General features: G+C 45.3%; 15 protein-coding genes. 6 read left to right on the top strand and 9 right to left on the bottom strand.

The window, feature by feature from the left end:
• Nucleotides 1-95: 95 nt before the first annotated feature.
• The 3 genes from HYR79_01680 to HYR79_01670 form a co-directional block, all read right to left on the bottom strand.
• Nucleotides 96-341, bottom strand: coding sequence for a hypothetical protein (locus HYR79_01680; protein ID MBI1820397.1), 246 nt, complete (start codon nucleotides 339-341; stop codon nucleotides 96-98).
• A 204-nt stretch (nucleotides 342-545) separates the two neighbouring features.
• Nucleotides 546-2,108 (bottom strand): SagB/ThcOx family dehydrogenase, encoded by a 1,563-nt coding sequence (locus tag HYR79_01675; protein ID MBI1820396.1) that lies wholly within the window; start codon nucleotides 2,106-2,108, stop codon nucleotides 546-548.
• Nucleotides 2,109-2,124: 16 nt separating this feature from the next.
• A complete protein-coding gene (locus tag HYR79_01670; GenBank protein ID MBI1820395.1) occupies nucleotides 2,125-2,703 on the bottom strand; it encodes a DNA-3-methyladenine glycosylase in 579 nt (192 codons plus the stop codon).
• Nucleotides 2,704-2,807: 104 nt separating this feature from the next.
• On the opposite strand from HYR79_01670, the gene HYR79_01665 reads away from it, so the two are divergent.
• Both HYR79_01665 and HYR79_01660 read left to right on the top strand, forming a co-directional pair.
• Nucleotides 2,808-4,883, top strand: a complete 2,076-nt coding sequence (locus tag HYR79_01665; protein MBI1820394.1) for a thioredoxin domain-containing protein — start codon at nucleotides 2,808-2,810, stop codon at nucleotides 4,881-4,883.
• Between the two features lie 43 nt (nucleotides 4,884-4,926).
• Nucleotides 4,927-5,202, top strand: a complete 276-nt coding sequence (locus tag HYR79_01660) for an ATP-dependent Clp protease adaptor ClpS (GenBank protein MBI1820393.1) — start codon at nucleotides 4,927-4,929, stop codon at nucleotides 5,200-5,202.
• A 104-nt stretch (nucleotides 5,203-5,306) separates the two neighbouring features.
• On the opposite strand, the gene HYR79_01655 is transcribed toward HYR79_01660, so the two are convergent.
• The 3 genes from HYR79_01655 to hemF form a co-directional block, all read right to left on the bottom strand.
• Nucleotides 5,307-6,491 (bottom strand): bifunctional diguanylate cyclase/phosphodiesterase, encoded by a 1,185-nt coding sequence (locus HYR79_01655; GenBank protein MBI1820392.1) that lies wholly within the window; start codon nucleotides 6,489-6,491, stop codon nucleotides 5,307-5,309.
• A 432-nt stretch (nucleotides 6,492-6,923) separates the two neighbouring features.
• Nucleotides 6,924-7,844: a diguanylate cyclase gene (locus tag HYR79_01650; GenBank protein MBI1820391.1), complete on the bottom strand. Its 921-nt coding sequence runs from the start codon at nucleotides 7,842-7,844 to the stop codon at nucleotides 6,924-6,926.
• A gap of 283 nt (nucleotides 7,845-8,127) precedes the next feature.
• Nucleotides 8,128-8,937: an oxygen-dependent coproporphyrinogen oxidase gene (gene hemF / locus HYR79_01645; protein MBI1820390.1), complete on the bottom strand. Its 810-nt coding sequence runs from the start codon at nucleotides 8,935-8,937 to the stop codon at nucleotides 8,128-8,130.
• A gap of 197 nt (nucleotides 8,938-9,134) precedes the next feature.
• On the opposite strand from hemF, the gene HYR79_01640 reads away from it, so the two are divergent.
• Complete coding sequence (locus tag HYR79_01640) at nucleotides 9,135-10,295, top strand: citrate synthase (protein ID MBI1820389.1); 1,161 nt, start codon at nucleotides 9,135-9,137, stop codon at nucleotides 10,293-10,295.
• A 402-nt stretch (nucleotides 10,296-10,697) separates the two neighbouring features.
• Nucleotides 10,698-10,955 carry a hypothetical protein gene (locus tag HYR79_01635; protein ID MBI1820388.1) on the top strand — a complete coding sequence of 86 codons (258 nt, stop codon included), beginning with the start codon at nucleotides 10,698-10,700 and terminating at the stop codon, nucleotides 10,953-10,955.
• 13 nt (nucleotides 10,956-10,968) lie between these two features.
• On the opposite strand, the gene HYR79_01630 is transcribed toward HYR79_01635, so the two are convergent.
• Nucleotides 10,969-12,207, bottom strand: a complete 1,239-nt coding sequence (locus tag HYR79_01630; GenBank protein ID MBI1820387.1) for a DEAD/DEAH box helicase — start codon at nucleotides 12,205-12,207, stop codon at nucleotides 10,969-10,971.
• Nucleotides 12,208-12,290: 83 nt separating this feature from the next.
• The gene (gene uvrA, locus HYR79_01625) at nucleotides 12,291-15,104 is read right to left on the bottom strand and encodes an excinuclease ABC subunit UvrA (protein ID MBI1820386.1); all 2,814 of its coding nucleotides are present in this window, start codon (nucleotides 15,102-15,104) and stop codon (nucleotides 12,291-12,293) included.
• A 97-nt stretch (nucleotides 15,105-15,201) separates the two neighbouring features.
• Here uvrA and HYR79_01620 point away from each other — a divergent pair, with 97 nt between their 5' ends.
• Complete coding sequence (locus HYR79_01620; GenBank protein MBI1820385.1) at nucleotides 15,202-15,741, top strand: MarR family transcriptional regulator; 540 nt, start codon at nucleotides 15,202-15,204, stop codon at nucleotides 15,739-15,741.
• A gap of 96 nt (nucleotides 15,742-15,837) precedes the next feature.
• Nucleotides 15,838-16,032: a hypothetical protein gene (locus HYR79_01615; GenBank protein ID MBI1820384.1), complete on the top strand. Its 195-nt coding sequence runs from the start codon at nucleotides 15,838-15,840 to the stop codon at nucleotides 16,030-16,032.
• 62 nt (nucleotides 16,033-16,094) lie between these two features.
• On the opposite strand, the gene HYR79_01610 is transcribed toward HYR79_01615, so the two are convergent.
• Complete coding sequence (locus HYR79_01610; protein ID MBI1820383.1) at nucleotides 16,095-16,751, bottom strand: phosphoribosyltransferase; 657 nt, start codon at nucleotides 16,749-16,751, stop codon at nucleotides 16,095-16,097.
• Nucleotides 16,752-16,801 lie beyond the last annotated feature (50 nt).

Below are 16,801 nucleotides of genomic sequence, written 5' to 3'. Positions count from 1 at the left end.
CTCCCAAAGCAAGCTCGGAGCCTCCAGATGCCCCCGAACCCCGCGTTCCGCACCGGCAAAGCCGGTTGCTTCACTTTATATTATTATTTTATATTTTAGTCTCTCATTGATTGAACTGTTTCTTTAATTTGTTCTTCGACCTCATTTCGAATGGTATGGTCAGCCGGGAGATCTAAAATATCATCCTCTCCGATCATTATAAATTTTCTGGCGCTTTTGCGGGTCAAAGAAATTAAAAAATGTCCGTTGGAGGGCGTAACCGGGATCACCGCCTGCACATCCGGATCAATTTGTTTAAGGATCTGCAAAAACTGATTTTTTCCTTCTTTAAAATCATCCATTTTTCGCTACCCTTTCTTCCTCGTCATCAGCCGGTTCCAGACATCGACCCATGATCTTATTAGACTCAGGGGCCTGCTCGCTCCGCTCTCAATGCCCCCGAACCCCGCGTTCCGCTCGGTCTAACTACGACCATTCCACAATCCGTCTCGGTCTAACTACGACCATTCCACAATCCGTCACTGGCAATAGCCCGTTGTTACACTTTATGATGCGGTTACAGGTCTGCCGATGGTTGTAATATACACAATGGCATAATCCAAAGACAACTGAAGCAACGCGTTGACCTCATCATCGAAAAAACCGCCAATACCGCTGGCGCCTAACCCCAGTCGAATGGCTGCGAGGTTTAGCCTTTGTCCCAAATGTCCCGCGTCAAGGTGAAGATACCGGTAGGCCCTGTTGCCATACTTTGAAACGGAATTCGGTAAATGGGAAGCGTGGACGACAATCACCGAAGCATCTCTTCCCAATTCCTGACCCAAACAAAACTCCCAGGTTGCCTGCTTGAATTGACCACTTCGAATCAGCCTTAATTCCTGCTGCATCGGGGCATAATAATAAACCCCCGACTCGATTTCAATTACGCCGTGAATAATCACGAAAGTCTCGAGTAACGAAGGGTCAAAAACCTGAGGAAGCCCCCTATTCTCGGAATCCGTTTCATCCTTTAAAATAGCCGGATCATAGGCATAAGCCAGCAAATCCGCCAACTCATCCTTAAATAACGATTGGCCGGAATACGCACGCGTTGACCGCCTTTCGAGAATGGTTTGTTCAATCCCCTTATTCCCAAAATCCAGGGGTTTCCCCTTCAAAGAGATGGATGTACGGGACGAATATTTATCTTCGATGGAATCGGTATCCGGCATGATCCCTTCTAATAGAAAATCGTCTTTACCCAAATAAGAGGCTTCGTGCAGGCCCAAAAGAAGGCCTTTCTTAAGATCAGGTTCTTCCTTTTTTGTAGAAGAGGCATAAACGGAACTCCTTCGAATCTCTGTCGCTTTAAGAGTCTTTAACGACGGAAGGGCATTCATCATGAGCACCCCCTCTTCAGTTTCGTCAAGGAAAAGAAGTTGATTGAGCGCCTGATCAAAAAAACCGCTGATCGGGTAGACCCCCAGGCCCTCTTTTTCGGCAGACCCATTTAAATTACCGAGGATATGCCCCGTATCAAGGAGGATTCTCCGATAGGCCCTGTCCTCATATCGCCAGGCGCTTCTCTGAAATACCGCCGTCATAATGATGAGTAAATTCGATTGGTCAATCGCCTCATGGCCAAAACAATACTGGCTGAATTCATTCCAAAAGTTTCCTTCCCAGAGGGGCACCAGCGAATGATCCTTGACCTGAAAATTATAAATTCCGTTAGGCATGCGGAGGATATCCCTGACAGCGACATAAATTTCAGTGGGATATAACCCTCCCGCGGTTGGAGCGGCCCTGAGGTATAGCTTTGCGCCGTTCGGATATTGCAAAATCCCGGTCACACCGTTTGTAAAATATAAAAGACGTGAAATGTTTCCCAAACTTAACCCTTCATCGTCACCAAACGGGGGATAAGCCATAGACTTCCCGGTAAAGGGGTTTTTCTGAAAGGGAAGATAGGGCGTTAAATCAATCTTATTTTCCGAATGGTAATCTTTAAAAGGAGAGGGTTGGGCGCTCCAGTCCAATTGTCTGGGATTGCCGGCAATTTCCTCCCTGAAATATTTGGTTTTTTGATGGTAAATCTCAGCAAAAGAATTTACCTGTTTGGGTACCATCCTTCTTTATTTCCTTTCACCGCGCAACCTTGATTTGTTCAATCGAAAAGTCTTTTAGAAAAAACCGCCAAAGTTTATCTTTTCCTTCAGAAATCCCGATTCGGGGAGAAGTTCCAATTGTTAATCCCGCCGCTTCGGTATCCCCTTCATAAAAATAAAAATCCGTAGATTCACATAAATTAAGGTCATTCTCTTCGCGCCCGATTCCCAGACCTTTACAAAAATTTCCTGGACCGATAAGGATTTTCTTTTCCGGTTCGCTTTTTCCCCGTAATTTCTTAATTTCTTTTAAACCCGCAATCGGGAAACCTCCCCTGATTAAAACAGCAGAGGGAATTCCTTCTTTCCCCGTGACGACATTAAAACAGTAGTGCATTCCGTAAATAAAATAGACGTAACTTCTTCCGCCCTCTTTAAACATCGGCTCATTTCGCGGAGTTTTACCCCGAAAGGCATGACAGGCAGGATCATTCACGCCATAAGACTCTGCTTCGACGATAATAACACGTTTGCCCCGAAAAAATAACGACTTTCCCAGAAGATTTCGGGCAACGATTTCAGGGGATCTCAAAAAGAATTCGCGTTTCAAACGCATTTTTAATCATAGCTTTTTTACGTTTAGGCTGTCTAGTGCTTTTTTATTTACTCCAACGCAAAACCCTCTTAAAATAATGGTCTAAACACTTATAAGGGACAGTCATGTCTAAAGAACAACGATTTACAAATTCTCTCATCAAAGAAACCAGCCCCTACCTGCTTCAACATGCGCATAACCCCGTTGAATGGTACGGATGGGGAGAAGAGGCGTTAACCCGCGCAAAAAAAGAAAATAAACCGATTTTGTTAAGCATCGGCTATTCGGCCTGCCACTGGTGCCATGTCATGGAAAAAGAGTCGTTCGAAGATGAGGAGACGGCCGCTTTAATGAATCGTTATTTTATCAATATTAAGGTCGATCGGGAAGAGCGGCCAGACCTTGATCAGATTTATCAAAATGCCGTTCAATTTTTTATCAAAAGGGGAGGTGGGTGGCCCCTCACCATGTTTTTAACGCCGGAACAAGTTCCGTTTTATGGTGGGACTTATTTTCCTCCGGAAGATCGCTACAATCTCCCCGGCTTTCCACGGGCACTCGAAGCTGTGGCAAAAGCCTATACCGACAATCATGACGAAGTCATTAAAAACTCAACTCAGGCGTTGATGGGCCTTTCTAAAATGGGGAAGGTTTATCCCAAAAAGGATGAAATTCCTCAGGACTTGATCAAAAAAAGCGTTGAAGCTTTAGCCCAGTTTTATAATCCGGCCTACGGAGGTTTTGGAGGAGCGCCTAAATTTCCCAGCACGATGATTCACCAGCTCTTTTTAAGGTTTTATGAAAGCAGTCGCGACGAATCGTACTTGAACAAGGTGCTTCACACGCTTCATAAAATGGCCACCGGTGGAATTTACGACCAGCTCGGAGGCGGATTCCACCGCTATTCCGTGGATGAGCGCTGGCTTGTTCCCCATTTCGAAAAAATGCTTTATGATAACGCGCAAATGGTTCCTCTTTTTCTCCTGGGTTTTCAACTGTCACAAAATCCCTTTTTTAAACAGATTGCCGCTGAAACCCTGGACTACGTTCTGAGGGAAATGACCTCTCCCGAAGGGGGTTTTTACTCCACTCAGGATGCGGACAGCGAGGGAGTGGAAGGAAAATTCTTTGTCTGGACGCTCATGGAAGTTAACCAGATTTTATCGCCCGAAACCAGTTCCGTCGTTTGCCGTTATTTCGATATCACCCAGCAGGGGAATTTCGAAGGCCGCACGATCCTCAACACCCCCTATGAACTCAAAAAGGTTGCGGGCGAATTTAACCAACCGCCAGAAGTTATCGAAAAAATCATCCGTGACGCGAAGAAAACCCTCTTTGAAAAAAGAGAGACCCGCATCAAACCGGACCGTGATGAAAAAATTCTAACCAGCTGGAACGGGTTAATGATTTCCGGATTGATAGAAGGATACCGCGTGATTGGAGACGAAACTTATTTAGCCGCCGCCGTAAAGGGAATCCAATTTTTATTTAAGCATCTTTATCAAAACGAAATATTACTGGCAACCTATAAGGACGGGACGGCAAAATTAAACGGTTATCTGGATGATTATGCTTTTGTGACTGCGGCGCTTCTCGACCTTTATGAAACCACGCATCAAAAAGAGACGCTCGAGAAAGCCATTGTGTTGACTGATACTCTGCTTGCCAATTTCTGGGATAAGGAAGAGGGCGGCTTCTTTTTTACCGGCTCCCACCACGAAATTCTCATCAACCGTCCTAAAAGCGGGCAGGATCACTCCATTCCGTCTGGAAATGCGGTTGCCGCCCGGAATTTAAGCCGTCTTTATGATCATACGGAACAAAAGGTTTATCTCGATTTCGCAAAGGTTTTATTTAAAATCTATGCTGAACAAATGGAAGGGAATCCCTTTGGTTTCGGGAGCTTTCTTTGCGCCTACGATGATAACGTCAGAAAAAACCAGGTGGTGCTTGTTGGACCAAACCTGGAGGATATCAATCCGTGGCTGGACCGTTTAAAGGAGATCTACCTTCCTCATACCGCAATCTATCCGGTGACTGAAAAAGAGGTCGAAGGCTCAGGTCCGCTCAAAACCATTTCGGAAAAACGAATGGTAAATGGCCAGGTCACCGCATATTTTTGCGAAAATTTTACCTGTTCACCCCCGGTAACGCACTGGGAAGATCTAAAAAACCTGATGACCCGAAAAAAAAATAATTAAGAGGACCTATTTGTCAATCTTATCGCTGGAACAACCGGGAACGATTTTACTGGAGGAAACGGAAAGCGGCCTGCAAACCGACCTGCCGTGGAATGTGATTCTCTATAACGATGACGTCCACTCTTTCGACGAAGTGATCCTTCAGGTTCAAAAAGCAACGGGTTTTTCGCTTGAAAAGTCCGTTGAAATTTGTTTGGAAGCACACAACAAGGGGAGAGCCATCTGTTATTCAGGAAACCTGGAGAAATGCATAAAAGTCGCCAATATTTTGAAAGAAATCCGCTTACACGTCGAAATCGACCAAACCGCCACTTTTTAAAACCCTTCGTCTTTTTACACCTTCCAGAATGAGGGACAGAGATGAGTAAAGCCTCACCCTTAAATAGTGGTCGGACCTTATGCGGTGGACGGTGGTCCCAGGCTTTAAGAGAGCCTCTGGAAACCCCAGGGCGACTCCTCCAACCAGCGGGTCAGTTCCACCGGAGGAATAGGACGGCACATATAATACCCTTGTGCCGTATCGCAACCCATGGCAGTCAGCTGATCCCATGTTTCCCGGTCTTCCACCCCCTCAGCCACGACCTTTAGGGACAGATTGTGGGCAAGGTCGATGGTTGAACCCACAATCACCGCGTCGTCCCTGTTCGTGGCCATTTTCAAGACAAAAGATTTATCAATTTTGATCGTATTCACAGGAAGTTTCTTGAGATAACCCAGGGAGGAATAGCCGGTGCCGAAATCGTCAATGGACAGGCGTATTCCCATTTTGCTCAGACCCGTCAGAACCTCCATGGCCCGGGCCGGGTCAGCCATGATGATGCTTTCGGTAATTTCCAGTTCCAGGCAGTCTGTTGTTACGGCGCACGACTGGAGTATCTCTGCAATCTGATTCGGCAGTTTCGGATCGAGCAAGTTCCGGGCTGATAGATTCACTGCCACACTCATTTCAATCCCTTCCCTGCACCAAGCCTGGCATTGGCGCAGGGCTGAGTGAAGTACCCAGAGCGTTAAAGGCTTGATCAGTCCGGTCTGTTCCGCCAGTCTGATGAACTGGTCCGGCGGAAGGATTCCCCGCTGGGGATGCTTCCAGCGCACCAGGGCCTCTACACCTGAAATGCGGTTTGTCTTGAGGTTAATCTTTGGCTGGTAGAGTAAAAACAACTCATCACGGTCCAGCGCATTGCGCAATTCTCCCATCAGAACAAGGCGGTACGGGTCATATTCATCTTTATCGGAAGCATAAACAAAGTACTTACCATCGGTCTGCTCCGCCAGCTGCAAGGCAATATCCGCTCTCCGGAGAAGAATGGAGGCCTCGTTCCCATGTTCGGGATAGTTTGCAACCCCGATACTCACTTCCACATAAAGCGTTAGTCCTTCAATGATGAAAGGGCGTTCCAGAACCTTTAAAATCTTTCGTATTACCCCAACCGCCCCTTCGATATCTGCTGACGGAAGAAGCACCGCGAATTTACCCCCTTCCAACCGGGCCAACAGGTCGGACTCCCTGAGCGCCTCTCTGACGCGCGGACCGAACTGCTGTAACATCAAATCTCCCTTCTGATGCCCGATGGCATTGCCGATCTCCTTGAAACGGTCTATATCCATGATTAGAAGATAGAGCGGTTTGTTTTCACGCTTTGTAATCAGAAGAGTCTGTTTCAGTTGCTCCTGGAAGAAGACCCGATTGGGGAGGTCGGTTAATAGGTCGTAGTAGGCTTGATGATTGATTTGTTGTTCTGCCCGCTTGCGCTCTACAATTTCATTTTCCAGGCTTTGATTGGAAGGGTATCCAGGATCTTGTACTGGTGAAGGGCGTTAAGCCTTTCTAATTCGTTATCCGGTAAAGGAGCTTTCATGTTGGCGCTCTCTTTTTGCTGATCTTCGCACTCATGGGTCCAATTGGCCCGAACCCCGATTCTGGATAAACCAGTCAATCGACCTGTAAGAGGCTGAGGCAACCCTTGTCATTTGCTGACTTCTATTAAAAGATAGCACATAAGCTCAAGCTGTCAAAGGTAAGTCATACGGGAGGAGTGTTTAAAGCACGCAGATCCGGTTTTTTCCGCCCCTTTTGGCCCGGTAGAGCGCCTTGTCTGCTTTGGCAATAATACTTTCAGCGTCTTTGGCTTTATCTCCTTTTATTGAAATCCCGCCAATGGATACGGTTATCCGAAGCTTATGCCGTTTTAAGAAGGGATGAAGGGAGACTTTTTCTCTTAACCGCTCTCCAACGATTTTGACTCCCGCCTTCGAGTTTTCCGGAAGGATGATAATGAATTCATCTCCGCCATAACGGCAGGAAAAATCATATCCCCTGAGCAAAGAAGAGATGATTTTTGCCATTTCTCTTAAAACCTCATCCCCCGCTTTATGACCCAGAATATCGTTAATATTTTTAAACAAATCGATATCCATCATCAAACATCCGATCGAATTTTTAAATCGCTGGCTTCTTGTCCATTCTTTCGTTAAAGCCTGTTTTAAATAATTTCTGTTATATAACCCGGTAAGCGGGTCAAGGGTGGATAATTTCTCTAATTTCTTGTTCTTTTCCTTGAGGGATTCTTGAACCTCCCGGATTTTTAAAAGATTGATTACCCGAACGGTAAATTCATCCGGATGAAACGGCTTTGAGATATAATCCGTAGCTCCTTGCTGAAAACCGAGTATTTTTTCTTTCATTTGATCTTTAACGGTAATGAGGATGAAAGGGATGTCATAAAGATCGGGATAAGAACGGACCGTTTGGAGAAATTTAATCCCGTCTATTTTGGGCATCAGCCAATCGCTGATAATTAAATCCACCTTTTTTTTGGATAAAAGGATCTGCAACCCTTCAGATCCATCGCACGCTTCTATAAAGTTTTCGGCAATTTTCCGGGAAGAGAGGATTCGAATAATTTCCTTTCGGAAAGTAGTGGAGTCATCCACAATCAAGATTGAGATCTTTTTTTTCAATCGAAACCTTATAAAAAGAGTTTTTGGTAGATCAAAAAGATGGTTATACTAAGTTTAGCTTTAATTTTCATTTTGTCAAAAAGGGCCGAAATTGGGAGTTTTTGGATTCTGGCGCAAGTTTGACATCGGATAAGGCCTGGCGCAATATAAGCGCTCGGAGAAAGGGGCTATTTTTGAGGGAATGTCTTGAATTTATGGAATGGAGAGCGGTAAACCGGTTGCTTTCAGAAGGAGGTCGTATTAGTTGTGTTCAGCCATGGATGGGGGTTTTTCAGCGACTCCCCTACTTCCATTTGACTACGGGTGGTAAGGACATCAATATCGCATCAATATTTCCACCCGTCTTCAACCCGAAGAGCGTCCCACGATCATACATTAAATTAAATTCTACATAACGGCCCCGGCGATAAAGCTGAAACTCCTTTTGTTCCTCTGTAAAGGGAAGGTCTTTACGCCGGGAAACGATCTTCGGATAAACCTTTAAAAAGGCTTCGCCCACCTCTTGCACAAAAGGAAAATCCTTTTCGAGATTTTTATCCAGATAATCAAAAAAAATGCCTCCGATTCCGCGAGGCTCTTTTCGGTGCTCTAAATAAAAATATTCGTCACACCATTTTTTAAATTTTGGGTAATACTCCGGATCATGTTTGTCACAAGCATTTTTTAACGCTTGGTGAAATTCCTGTTTATCCTCTTCAAAAGGGAAAAAAGGGGTCATATCGGTCCCTCCGCCAAACCAGGAATGATCAGTTTCAATATACCTTAAATTCATATGGACGGCGGGCACAAGGGGATTAAACATATGGGCAACCAGTGAAATTCCTGTGGCAAAGAAATACTTTTGATATCCGGGAATGTTTTTCCCAAATTCAGGGTCAAGTTCTCCAAATACGGCAGAACAATTTACCCCCACTTTTTCAAAAACCTTTCCTTTCATGACAGAGATGACTCCGCTGCCGCCGCTGTCTCTCTGCCAGGGGGTTCTCTGAAAGGTTTGGCCGTTTTCGATTTCTTCGAATTTTTCGCAGATACGGTCTCTTAGCCCGTTAAAATACTTTTCGGCTTCGATCCGCAAATTACCCGTTTTTTTCATATGGAAGATACTATAATATATTTCAGGGAATATTTCAACCAAAGCCGTTTTCCGAGTTGCCCAAAAAAGATAGCATGGTATAATTTTGGAAAGCGGCAGGAAAGATTAAAACCCTCGAACTTTTCAGTTCATCGTGATATTTAAAAAAATGAATAAAAGTTAACCAAAAGTTGCTTTTTGAATTGAAGATCAATACAATGACACCGGATGGAGAAACGCTCATGGAAAAGTTTTCACCAGGCTTATCAGGCGTACCAGCCGCTAAATCAAAAGTCAGCTACCTTGATGGCCAAAAAGGAATCCTCGAATATCGGGGGATTTCGATTGAACAACTGGCCGAACAAAGCACCTTCATTGAAACCGCTTATCTCCTCCTATTTGGAAGCCTCCCGACAAAAAGAGAGTTAGAACAGTTTGATTTGGACATTAGGGAACACCGCCGAATCAAGTTCAGGATCACAGACCTGATGAAATGCTTTCCTGAAAGCGGTCATCCCATGTATGCTTTACAGGCAACCGTCGCGGCGCTGGGGATGTTTTATGAGGCCAAGGATGTGACCAATCCTGAAACACAATATATTTCCGCCGTTCGCTTGATTGCGAAAATTCCCACCATTATTGCCGCGTATTACCGAATGAGACGGGGAGACGAACATATCCTTCCGCGGGAAGATTTAAACCATTCCGAAAATTTTCTTTATATGCTTCACGGAAAGGTGCCCCACCCCCTGGTGGCAAAAGTTTTGGACAGTTGTCTGATTTTGCATGCCGAACATACCATGAATGCTTCAACCTTCTCAGGCATGGTCACGGCTTCAACACTCGCCGATCCTTATACGGTCATCTCTTCGGCTGTTGGAACGTTAAGGGGACCTTTGCATGGGGGAGCCAATGAGGAAGTCCTGATGATGTTGAGGGAGATAGGATCTAAGGCCAACGCGGAAGGCTATCTTGAAAAGAAACTTGCCAATAAAGAAAGAATCATGGGGATGGGACACCGTGAATACAAGGTCAAAGATCCTCGGGCGGTTTTCCTTCAAAAACTGGCAAGGCAGCTTTTTCAACAGAACGGAAAATCTCCATTGTATGAAATAGCCGAAGAGGTAGAAAAAGTCGCGGAAAAACTTTTATCCCATAAAGGGATTTATGCCAATGTCGATTTTTATTCCGGGTTTGTTTACCAAAAAATGTCGATTGATATAGATTTTTTTACGCCGGTCTTTGCCATGGGGAGAATAGCCGGATGGCTTGCACACTGGCTTGAACAGGTCCAGGATAATCATATCTTCAGACCGACTGAAATTTACGAAGGGGAAAGGAACAAAAAATATACCCCGCTTAGTCAAAGAGAGTCTTAACTCGATTTTCATACACTTCTTAAAAACCAGGAGGTTAAAATGAAAACAAAAGCAAAGTCTTCATCGGGCGCCAGAAAAAAAACTCTCCCCAAAAAGAAAGTGACCTCTACGGTCAAAAAAAAGAAAACTACCGCAAAACCGAAGAAAAAACCGGCGGCAAAGAAAAGCGTCGGGAAAACGACAGCCAAAAAAACAACTAAGAAAGCCGTAAAAAAAACCGTTAAGAAAACAATCAAAAAAACGGTTGTCAAAACTTCAAACAGGAAAAAGGTCCCCTTAAACAAGAGCGTTAAGACGACCCCGGCCCTTGAGGTATTCGGGACAACGGTCATCCGGGAATCCGCCAAGGTGTTTTACATAGCCCCCGAGACTGAATCGCCCATTCAAAAAACTCCCCCTTTGATAAAGGAACAGGAGGTCGGGAAGATCACCCATTATTACAGTCATATAGGAATCGGAATCGTTGAATTGGGGCAACAGGGAAAGCTTCGAATCGGGGATGCCCTTCATATCAAGGGACATACGACCGATTTTGAACAGGTCGTCAATACGATGCAGATCGAACACGAGAATATTCAAGAGGCTGGGCCGGGACAAACCATCGGTCTTCAGGTTAGGGAAATGGTCAGAGTCAACGACCGGGTCTATAAGAAAATTTAAAAGAGAAGTTGAGTTATGAATGGGGCCGCGACCGCGCTTTAAATTGGCCTTTTTTTCTGACCGGAGGAGGTTGTCCTCTTTTTCCACGAAACGGCGCATGCGGTAAATCGATAAAAAGGTCGTCTTCTGCCCATTCCACAGGAATTTTTTGATTAATAAATTTTTCAATCGCCTCTAGCCCGTAGACATATTCGTCGCAGGCAAGGGTAATGGCAATTCCCTGGGCTCCGGCTCTTGCCGTTCTCCCGATTCGGTGAACATAATCTTCGGGGTCCTGGGGAACGTCGTAATTAATGACATGCGTTACCCCCTCGATATGCAATCCTCTCGAAGCAACATCGGTTGCAACCAGGAAGTTTAATCTTCCATTCTTAAAATCGTCCAATATTTTCAGCCGTTTGGCCTGGGGGATATCGCCGGTAATGGCTTCGACCGACTTTTCCCTTCGTTGCAGGCGATTGCAGATCAGTTCCCCTGCCTGCTTGGTATTTATGAAAATCAAGACACGGTCCATGCCTTTTTTTTCTAATAACCCCTGAAGAAGAAAAAACTTTTTTGTTTTTTCGACATGGTAAAGCGTCTGTTGAACCCTGTCCGCGGTAAGCTGATCAGGTGAAATTTCCACCTTTACGGGGTTATTCATATGTTCATAGGCCAATTCCATCACCCGGAAATTCAAGGTCGCAGAAAAAAGAAGGGTCTGGCGCTGATGGTAAGGAGGCATTTTTCTCAGAATATACCGCAAATCCGGGATAAAACCCATATCGAACATCCGGTCTGCTTCGTCAATCACAAGGATTTTAATGGACTTTAAGTTGAAATTTTTCTGCTTAAAAAAATCAATCAGGCGTCCGGGGGTTCCGATTAAAATATCAACACCCTGTTTAAACTGGTTCTGTTGTTTTTCATAATCCATACCCCCGAATACGGCATGAATTTTAAATTGGTCATCGGGATTCAGGGAAATAGCATCCTGCTGAATCTGAACGGCGAGTTCCCGCGTAGGCGCAATAATCAATGCCCGCGGCGCCAGGTCTTCCTGCGAAGACGAAGGTAAAGAAAGAAGGCGGTTAAAAAGCGCAATCAGAAATGCCGCGGTTTTTCCCGTTCCGGTTTGGGCCTGGCCTGCAACATCTTTTCCCTGAAGCGTTAAAGGAAGCGTTTTTTCCTGGATGGGGGTACATAGAGAGAAGTTCAGCTTCTTTATCTTTCGAAGCAACCCTTCAGAAAGAGAAAGATCATCAAATGTCATGAACTTATTTTAATCGAAATGCCGGTCAAAAGTCAATTTTTATATCTCTTGTCCAATCAGACGGGATGAGCTTTTTCAGCGGCCTAAGAGAGGACTTTTTTGAGGAACTTGCCCGTATGAGACCCCGGAAACTGAGCAACCTCTTCAGGGGTTCCCGTGACCACGACCCCTCCCCCGTTTAGCCCTCCTTCCGGGCCCAGGTCAATGACATAATCCGCATTTTTTATGACATCAAGGTTATGTTCAATCACAACGACCGTATTTCCTCCCTCCACCAACCGGTTTAAAACATCTAAAAGTTTCTGGATATCGGCGAAGTGAAGACCGGTCGTCGGCTCGTCAAGAATATACAAGGTACGCCCTGTGGCACGCTTTGAAAGTTCTTTTGATAATTTAATTCTTTGCGCTTCTCCGCCCGATAAGGTTGTTGCCGACTGACCGAGCTTAACATAGGCAAGCCCTACATCGTATAACGTCTCCAGTTTGTTCTTAAGGAGAGGAATCGAATCAAAGAAAATTACACTTTCTTCCACGCTCATATCTAAAATATCAGCGACATTTTTATGTTTATACCTTATCTCAAGGGTTTCACGGTTATAACGTTTCCCTTTACAAAGCTCGCAGGTCACATAAACGTCAGGAAGGAAATGCATTTCAATTTTAATGACGCCGTCTCCCTGGCAAGCCTCGCACCTGCCCCCTTTGACGTTAAAACTATACCGGCCAGGTTTATAGCCCCTTGCTCTCGATTCGGGCAACTGGGTAAAAAGATCGCGAATATGGGTAAAGAGTCCCGTATAAGTCGCCGGGTTCGACCTGGGGGTTCTCCCTATGGGAGATTGATCGATATTAATCACTTTATCAAGTTCCTCCAACCCGGTAATGTGGGAACAGGCACCCGGTTTTTCGGAAGAACGGTAAAAGTGGTGGGCCAGGTTTTTATACAGCACATCGATCACCAGGGTGCTTTTGCCTGATCCCGAAACACCGGTAACACAGGTAAACAACCCCAACGGAAAGGAGACGTCGATTCCTTTCAGGTTATTTTCAGACGCGCTTTTAATTTTTAAAAATTTTCGGGTCGGCCGATGCCTTTTGGGAAGCCTGATGGAAATTTGCCCGCTTAAATATTTTCCCGTCAGAGACAGGGGGTCCCTCTTAATCTCCTCAGGCGTGCCCTGAGAAACAATCTTCCCCCCTAAAACACCCGCTCCCGGACCCATATCAATAACGTAATCGGCATCCAGGATCGTTTCTTCATCATGTTCCACCACCAGAACCGTATTTCCAAGGTCTCTTAACCTTTTAAGCGTGTTGAGAAGTCGTTCGTTGTCCCGCTGATGTAACCCGATGCTAGGTTCGTCCAGAATATAAAGCACCCCGACGAGGCTCGATCCAATCTGAGTTGCCAGGCGAATCCGCTGACCTTCCCCCCCGGAAAGGGTCGCTGCTGTCCGGTCTAAAGCGAGGTAGTCCACGCCGACGCTAATCAGAAAACCCAGCCGCTCTTTAATTTCTTTTAAAATCCGGTGCGCGATCAACCTTTCTTTTTCAGTCAAATCAAGTTGAGAAAAAAATTGATCGGCATCTCGAATAGAAAATCGGGTCACTTCGGTAATCGATTTGCCTCCTATTTTAATCGCCAGGCTCTCCTTTTTTAACCGGTCACCTCCGCAGTCCGGACAGGGACGGATACTCATATACTTTTCAATTTCATCGCGGATGTAAACGGAATCTGTTTCCCGATACCGTCTTTCAAGATTATGAAGGACGCCTTCAAAGGGTTTTTGGTAGAACTCTCTTTTCCCTTCCCTTTCAAAATAAAAGGTAATCGTCTCATTTTCGGTACCGTAGAGAATGGCTTTTTGAAAATCAGGCTTTAAAGATTTAAAAGGAGTCTTTAAATCAAATTTAAAATGATTGGCTAACGCTTCCATGACCTGAAAGTAAAACCCCGAACTCCGTTTTTCCCATGGTTTAATCGCTCCCTCCCTCAACGAAAGGGTTTTGTCAGGAACAATCATGTCAGGGTCGAGATCTCGGGTCGTCCCCAGCCCGCCACAGGCCGGGCAAGCCCCTTGCGGACTGTTAAACGAAAACATACGGGGGGCAATTTCGGGATAGCTGATACCGCACGTCGTGCAGGCAAGCTTTTCATTGAACAAAACATCCTCCCGATTCTCCCGTGCAACCACAACCAATCCGCCGGAAAGAGAAACAGCGGTCTCCAGAGAATCGGCCAGCCGCTTTTCAATTCCCGGTTTTAAAATAATCCGGTCGACGACGATGTCTATGGTATGTTTTTTATTCTTATCCAGCTGAGGGACTTCCGACAGTTCAACCATTTTACCGTCGATTCTGGCGCGCACATATCCGCTTTTCTTGATCTGCAGGAGTTCCTTCCGGTATTCCCCTTTTCTGCCTTGAATGAGTGGCGCCATCACCTGAATTTTGGAACCTTCCGGATAGCCTATCACCGCGTCAACGATCTGCGTCACGGTTTGAGCCGTAATTTCTTTACCGCATTGATAACAATGCGGATGGCCGACCCGTGCAAATAAAAGACGGAAATAGTCATAGATCTCCGTCACCGTCCCAACGGTTGATCTGGGATTTTTACTGGTTGTTTTCTGTTCAATGGAAATTGCCGGAGAAAGCCCTTCGATCGAATCGACATCGGGCTTGCCCATTTGTTCCAGGAATTGGCGCGCATAGGTGGAAAGGGATTCGACATACCGCCTTTGCCCTTCTGCATAGATCGTATCAAACGCCAGGGTGGACTTTCCGGAACCGGAAAGTCCCGTAATCACAACCAGTTGATCGCGGGGAATTTCTACGTCGATATTTTTTAAATTATGTTCCCGGGCGCCTTTGATCCTGATCGTCTTTGGGTTCACGGTTTTTCCTGTCGAAATCTCAATTTATAAACATTTATAGTAACATGAAAATATTTCGACGGTCTACTCTCATTTTCTTTTCAAAGTTCTTCAAAGGATGAGGGCTTTTCTTTATCTCTTGACAAATATCTTAAAATACATTAGCTTAATATTAAGGTATTTTTTGGAGGAGTTTTTGGAAACTAATCGTAATGAAAATCCTGAGGTATGTACTGGGGCTCTTTCCTCTTTCCTTACTTTAATTAGGGCAAGTGATTACCTGGCTACCCAGTTGAGTTTTCGTTGTGAAAATCAGGGGTTAACAATCAGCCAATTCGGAATATTAGAAACGCTTTGCCGGAGCGGAGCCCAATGTCAGAAGGAGTTGGGAGAGAAAATCTTTAAAAGCAGCGGAAATATCACCCTGGTCATTGATAACTTAGAAAAAAGGGCCCTGGTAAGGCGAGAGCGACAGGGCGAAGACCGACGCTTTATCAGAATATATCTAACCGACGAAGGGAAAAAGGTCATCACTGAAGTTATCCCAAAGGTTTCCTCTTTTATCCAGGAAGAATTCAAAGTTTTAACACGAGAAGAACAAAAAAAACTTTTTTGTATGTGCAGAAAACTAATTGGTCTCCCGGCTCAAGATTTCTAATATTTTTTTCAGAAATATCTTAATATTAAGATTCTTAACCGGTGCTGACTTAACCTGTCCTTAAACAACTAAGGAGTATGCCGGAGGGCAAATAAAATGGAATGTCCAAAATGTAAAGGTCTCATGGTCTTTGAACAGTTTTACGATTACCAGGATGATACCGGGAAAGCCAGTTTCACCGGGTGGAGGTGTATTTTGTGCGGTAAAATCCTCGACCCGCTCATCGACGCTCATCGACAGAACAGGATTCCGGCTCTGACATCGAGAGCCAGAAGAAAAGCCACAAAATGATAACTTGATACCGGAAAAGGCGGCCCGGTGGTTCAAGAAACATGTGAAGCTGGTATTCGCGTCTAATCTTTTTCGTTTTCGGGCGGGGAAAGGCGGCTTGTCTGTAAAATGGCAATAACTTCTTCGTCGGAGACCTGTGAAAATTCCTCAAAAAACTGCCCCACTGCGTAAAAATTGTCAGGCACGAGGAGGCACTCGACTTCATCCGCCAAACCCCGAATCTTTTCGAGACCCTCATGAGGAGCCACGGATGTCGCCGCAATTAATTTAGCCGGTTTTTGGGCCCGAATAGAACGAAGCGCCGCAATCATGCTGGCGCCTGTTGCGATCCCATCATCAACAACAATTACAATTCGATGAACAGGACTAACGGGCGGATGGACCGGCGTATAGTGCGCCCGGCGCCGACGCAAGATTTTAAGCTGTCTCTCTTTTTCTTCCCTGATATAGGTTTCGTCTATTTTAAGATCGGCCGCATGCCGGCTTAGATAAAGGTGGCCGCTCTCGTCCACAGAGCCAATTGCGAGTTCAGGTTGATAGGGAGCTCGTAACTTATGGACAAGAACGACATCCATTTCGCCATTCAAAGCATCGGCCATTACTTGCGCCATCGGAACCGCCCCGCGTGGAATGGCTAAAACAAGGGGATTTTTTCCGTCGTACCTTTTTAATTTTTCAGCCAATTGCCGGGCAGCTTGCCGTCGATCTTTAAAAATCATCTCTCCCTTTCGATAAGCGCACCCCCTTGATTTTTAGGCAAAAAACATCT

The sequence above is a fragment of the Nitrospirota bacterium genome, assembly GCA_016178585.1.
Taxonomy (GTDB): domain Bacteria; phylum Nitrospirota; class Nitrospiria; order JACQBW01; family JACQBW01; genus JACOTA01.
Note: the sequence above shows the minus strand (reverse complement) of the source record. Positions and strands in the feature narration are given on the sequence as shown.

Excerpts from the sequence above, each read along its gene's own strand:
- HYR79_01680 (MBI1820397.1), bottom strand. The coding sequence starts at position 341 with ATGGATGATTTTAAAGAAGGAAAAAATCAGTTTTTGCAGATCCTTAAA.
- HYR79_01675 (MBI1820396.1), bottom strand. The coding sequence starts at position 2,108 with ATGGTACCCAAACAGGTAAATTCTTTTGCTGAGATTTACCATCAAAAA.
- HYR79_01670 (MBI1820395.1), bottom strand. The coding sequence starts at position 2,703 with ATGCGTTTGAAACGCGAATTCTTTTTGAGATCCCCTGAAATCGTTGCC.
- HYR79_01665 (MBI1820394.1), top strand. The coding sequence starts at position 2,808 with ATGTCTAAAGAACAACGATTTACAAATTCTCTCATCAAAGAAACCAGC.
- HYR79_01655 (MBI1820392.1), bottom strand. The coding sequence starts at position 6,491 with ATGGATATAGACCGTTTCAAGGAGATCGGCAATGCCATCGGGCATCAG.
- hemF (MBI1820390.1), bottom strand. The coding sequence starts at position 8,937 with ATGAAAAAAACGGGTAATTTGCGGATCGAAGCCGAAAAGTATTTTAAC.
- HYR79_01640 (MBI1820389.1), top strand. The coding sequence starts at position 9,135 with ATGACACCGGATGGAGAAACGCTCATGGAAAAGTTTTCACCAGGCTTA.
- HYR79_01630 (MBI1820387.1), bottom strand. The coding sequence starts at position 12,207 with ATGACATTTGATGATCTTTCTCTTTCTGAAGGGTTGCTTCGAAAGATA.
- HYR79_01620 (MBI1820385.1), top strand. The coding sequence starts at position 15,202 with ATGAGGGCTTTTCTTTATCTCTTGACAAATATCTTAAAATACATTAGC.
- HYR79_01615 (MBI1820384.1), top strand. The coding sequence starts at position 15,838 with ATGGAATGTCCAAAATGTAAAGGTCTCATGGTCTTTGAACAGTTTTAC.
- HYR79_01610 (MBI1820383.1), bottom strand. The coding sequence starts at position 16,751 with ATGATTTTTAAAGATCGACGGCAAGCTGCCCGGCAATTGGCTGAAAAA.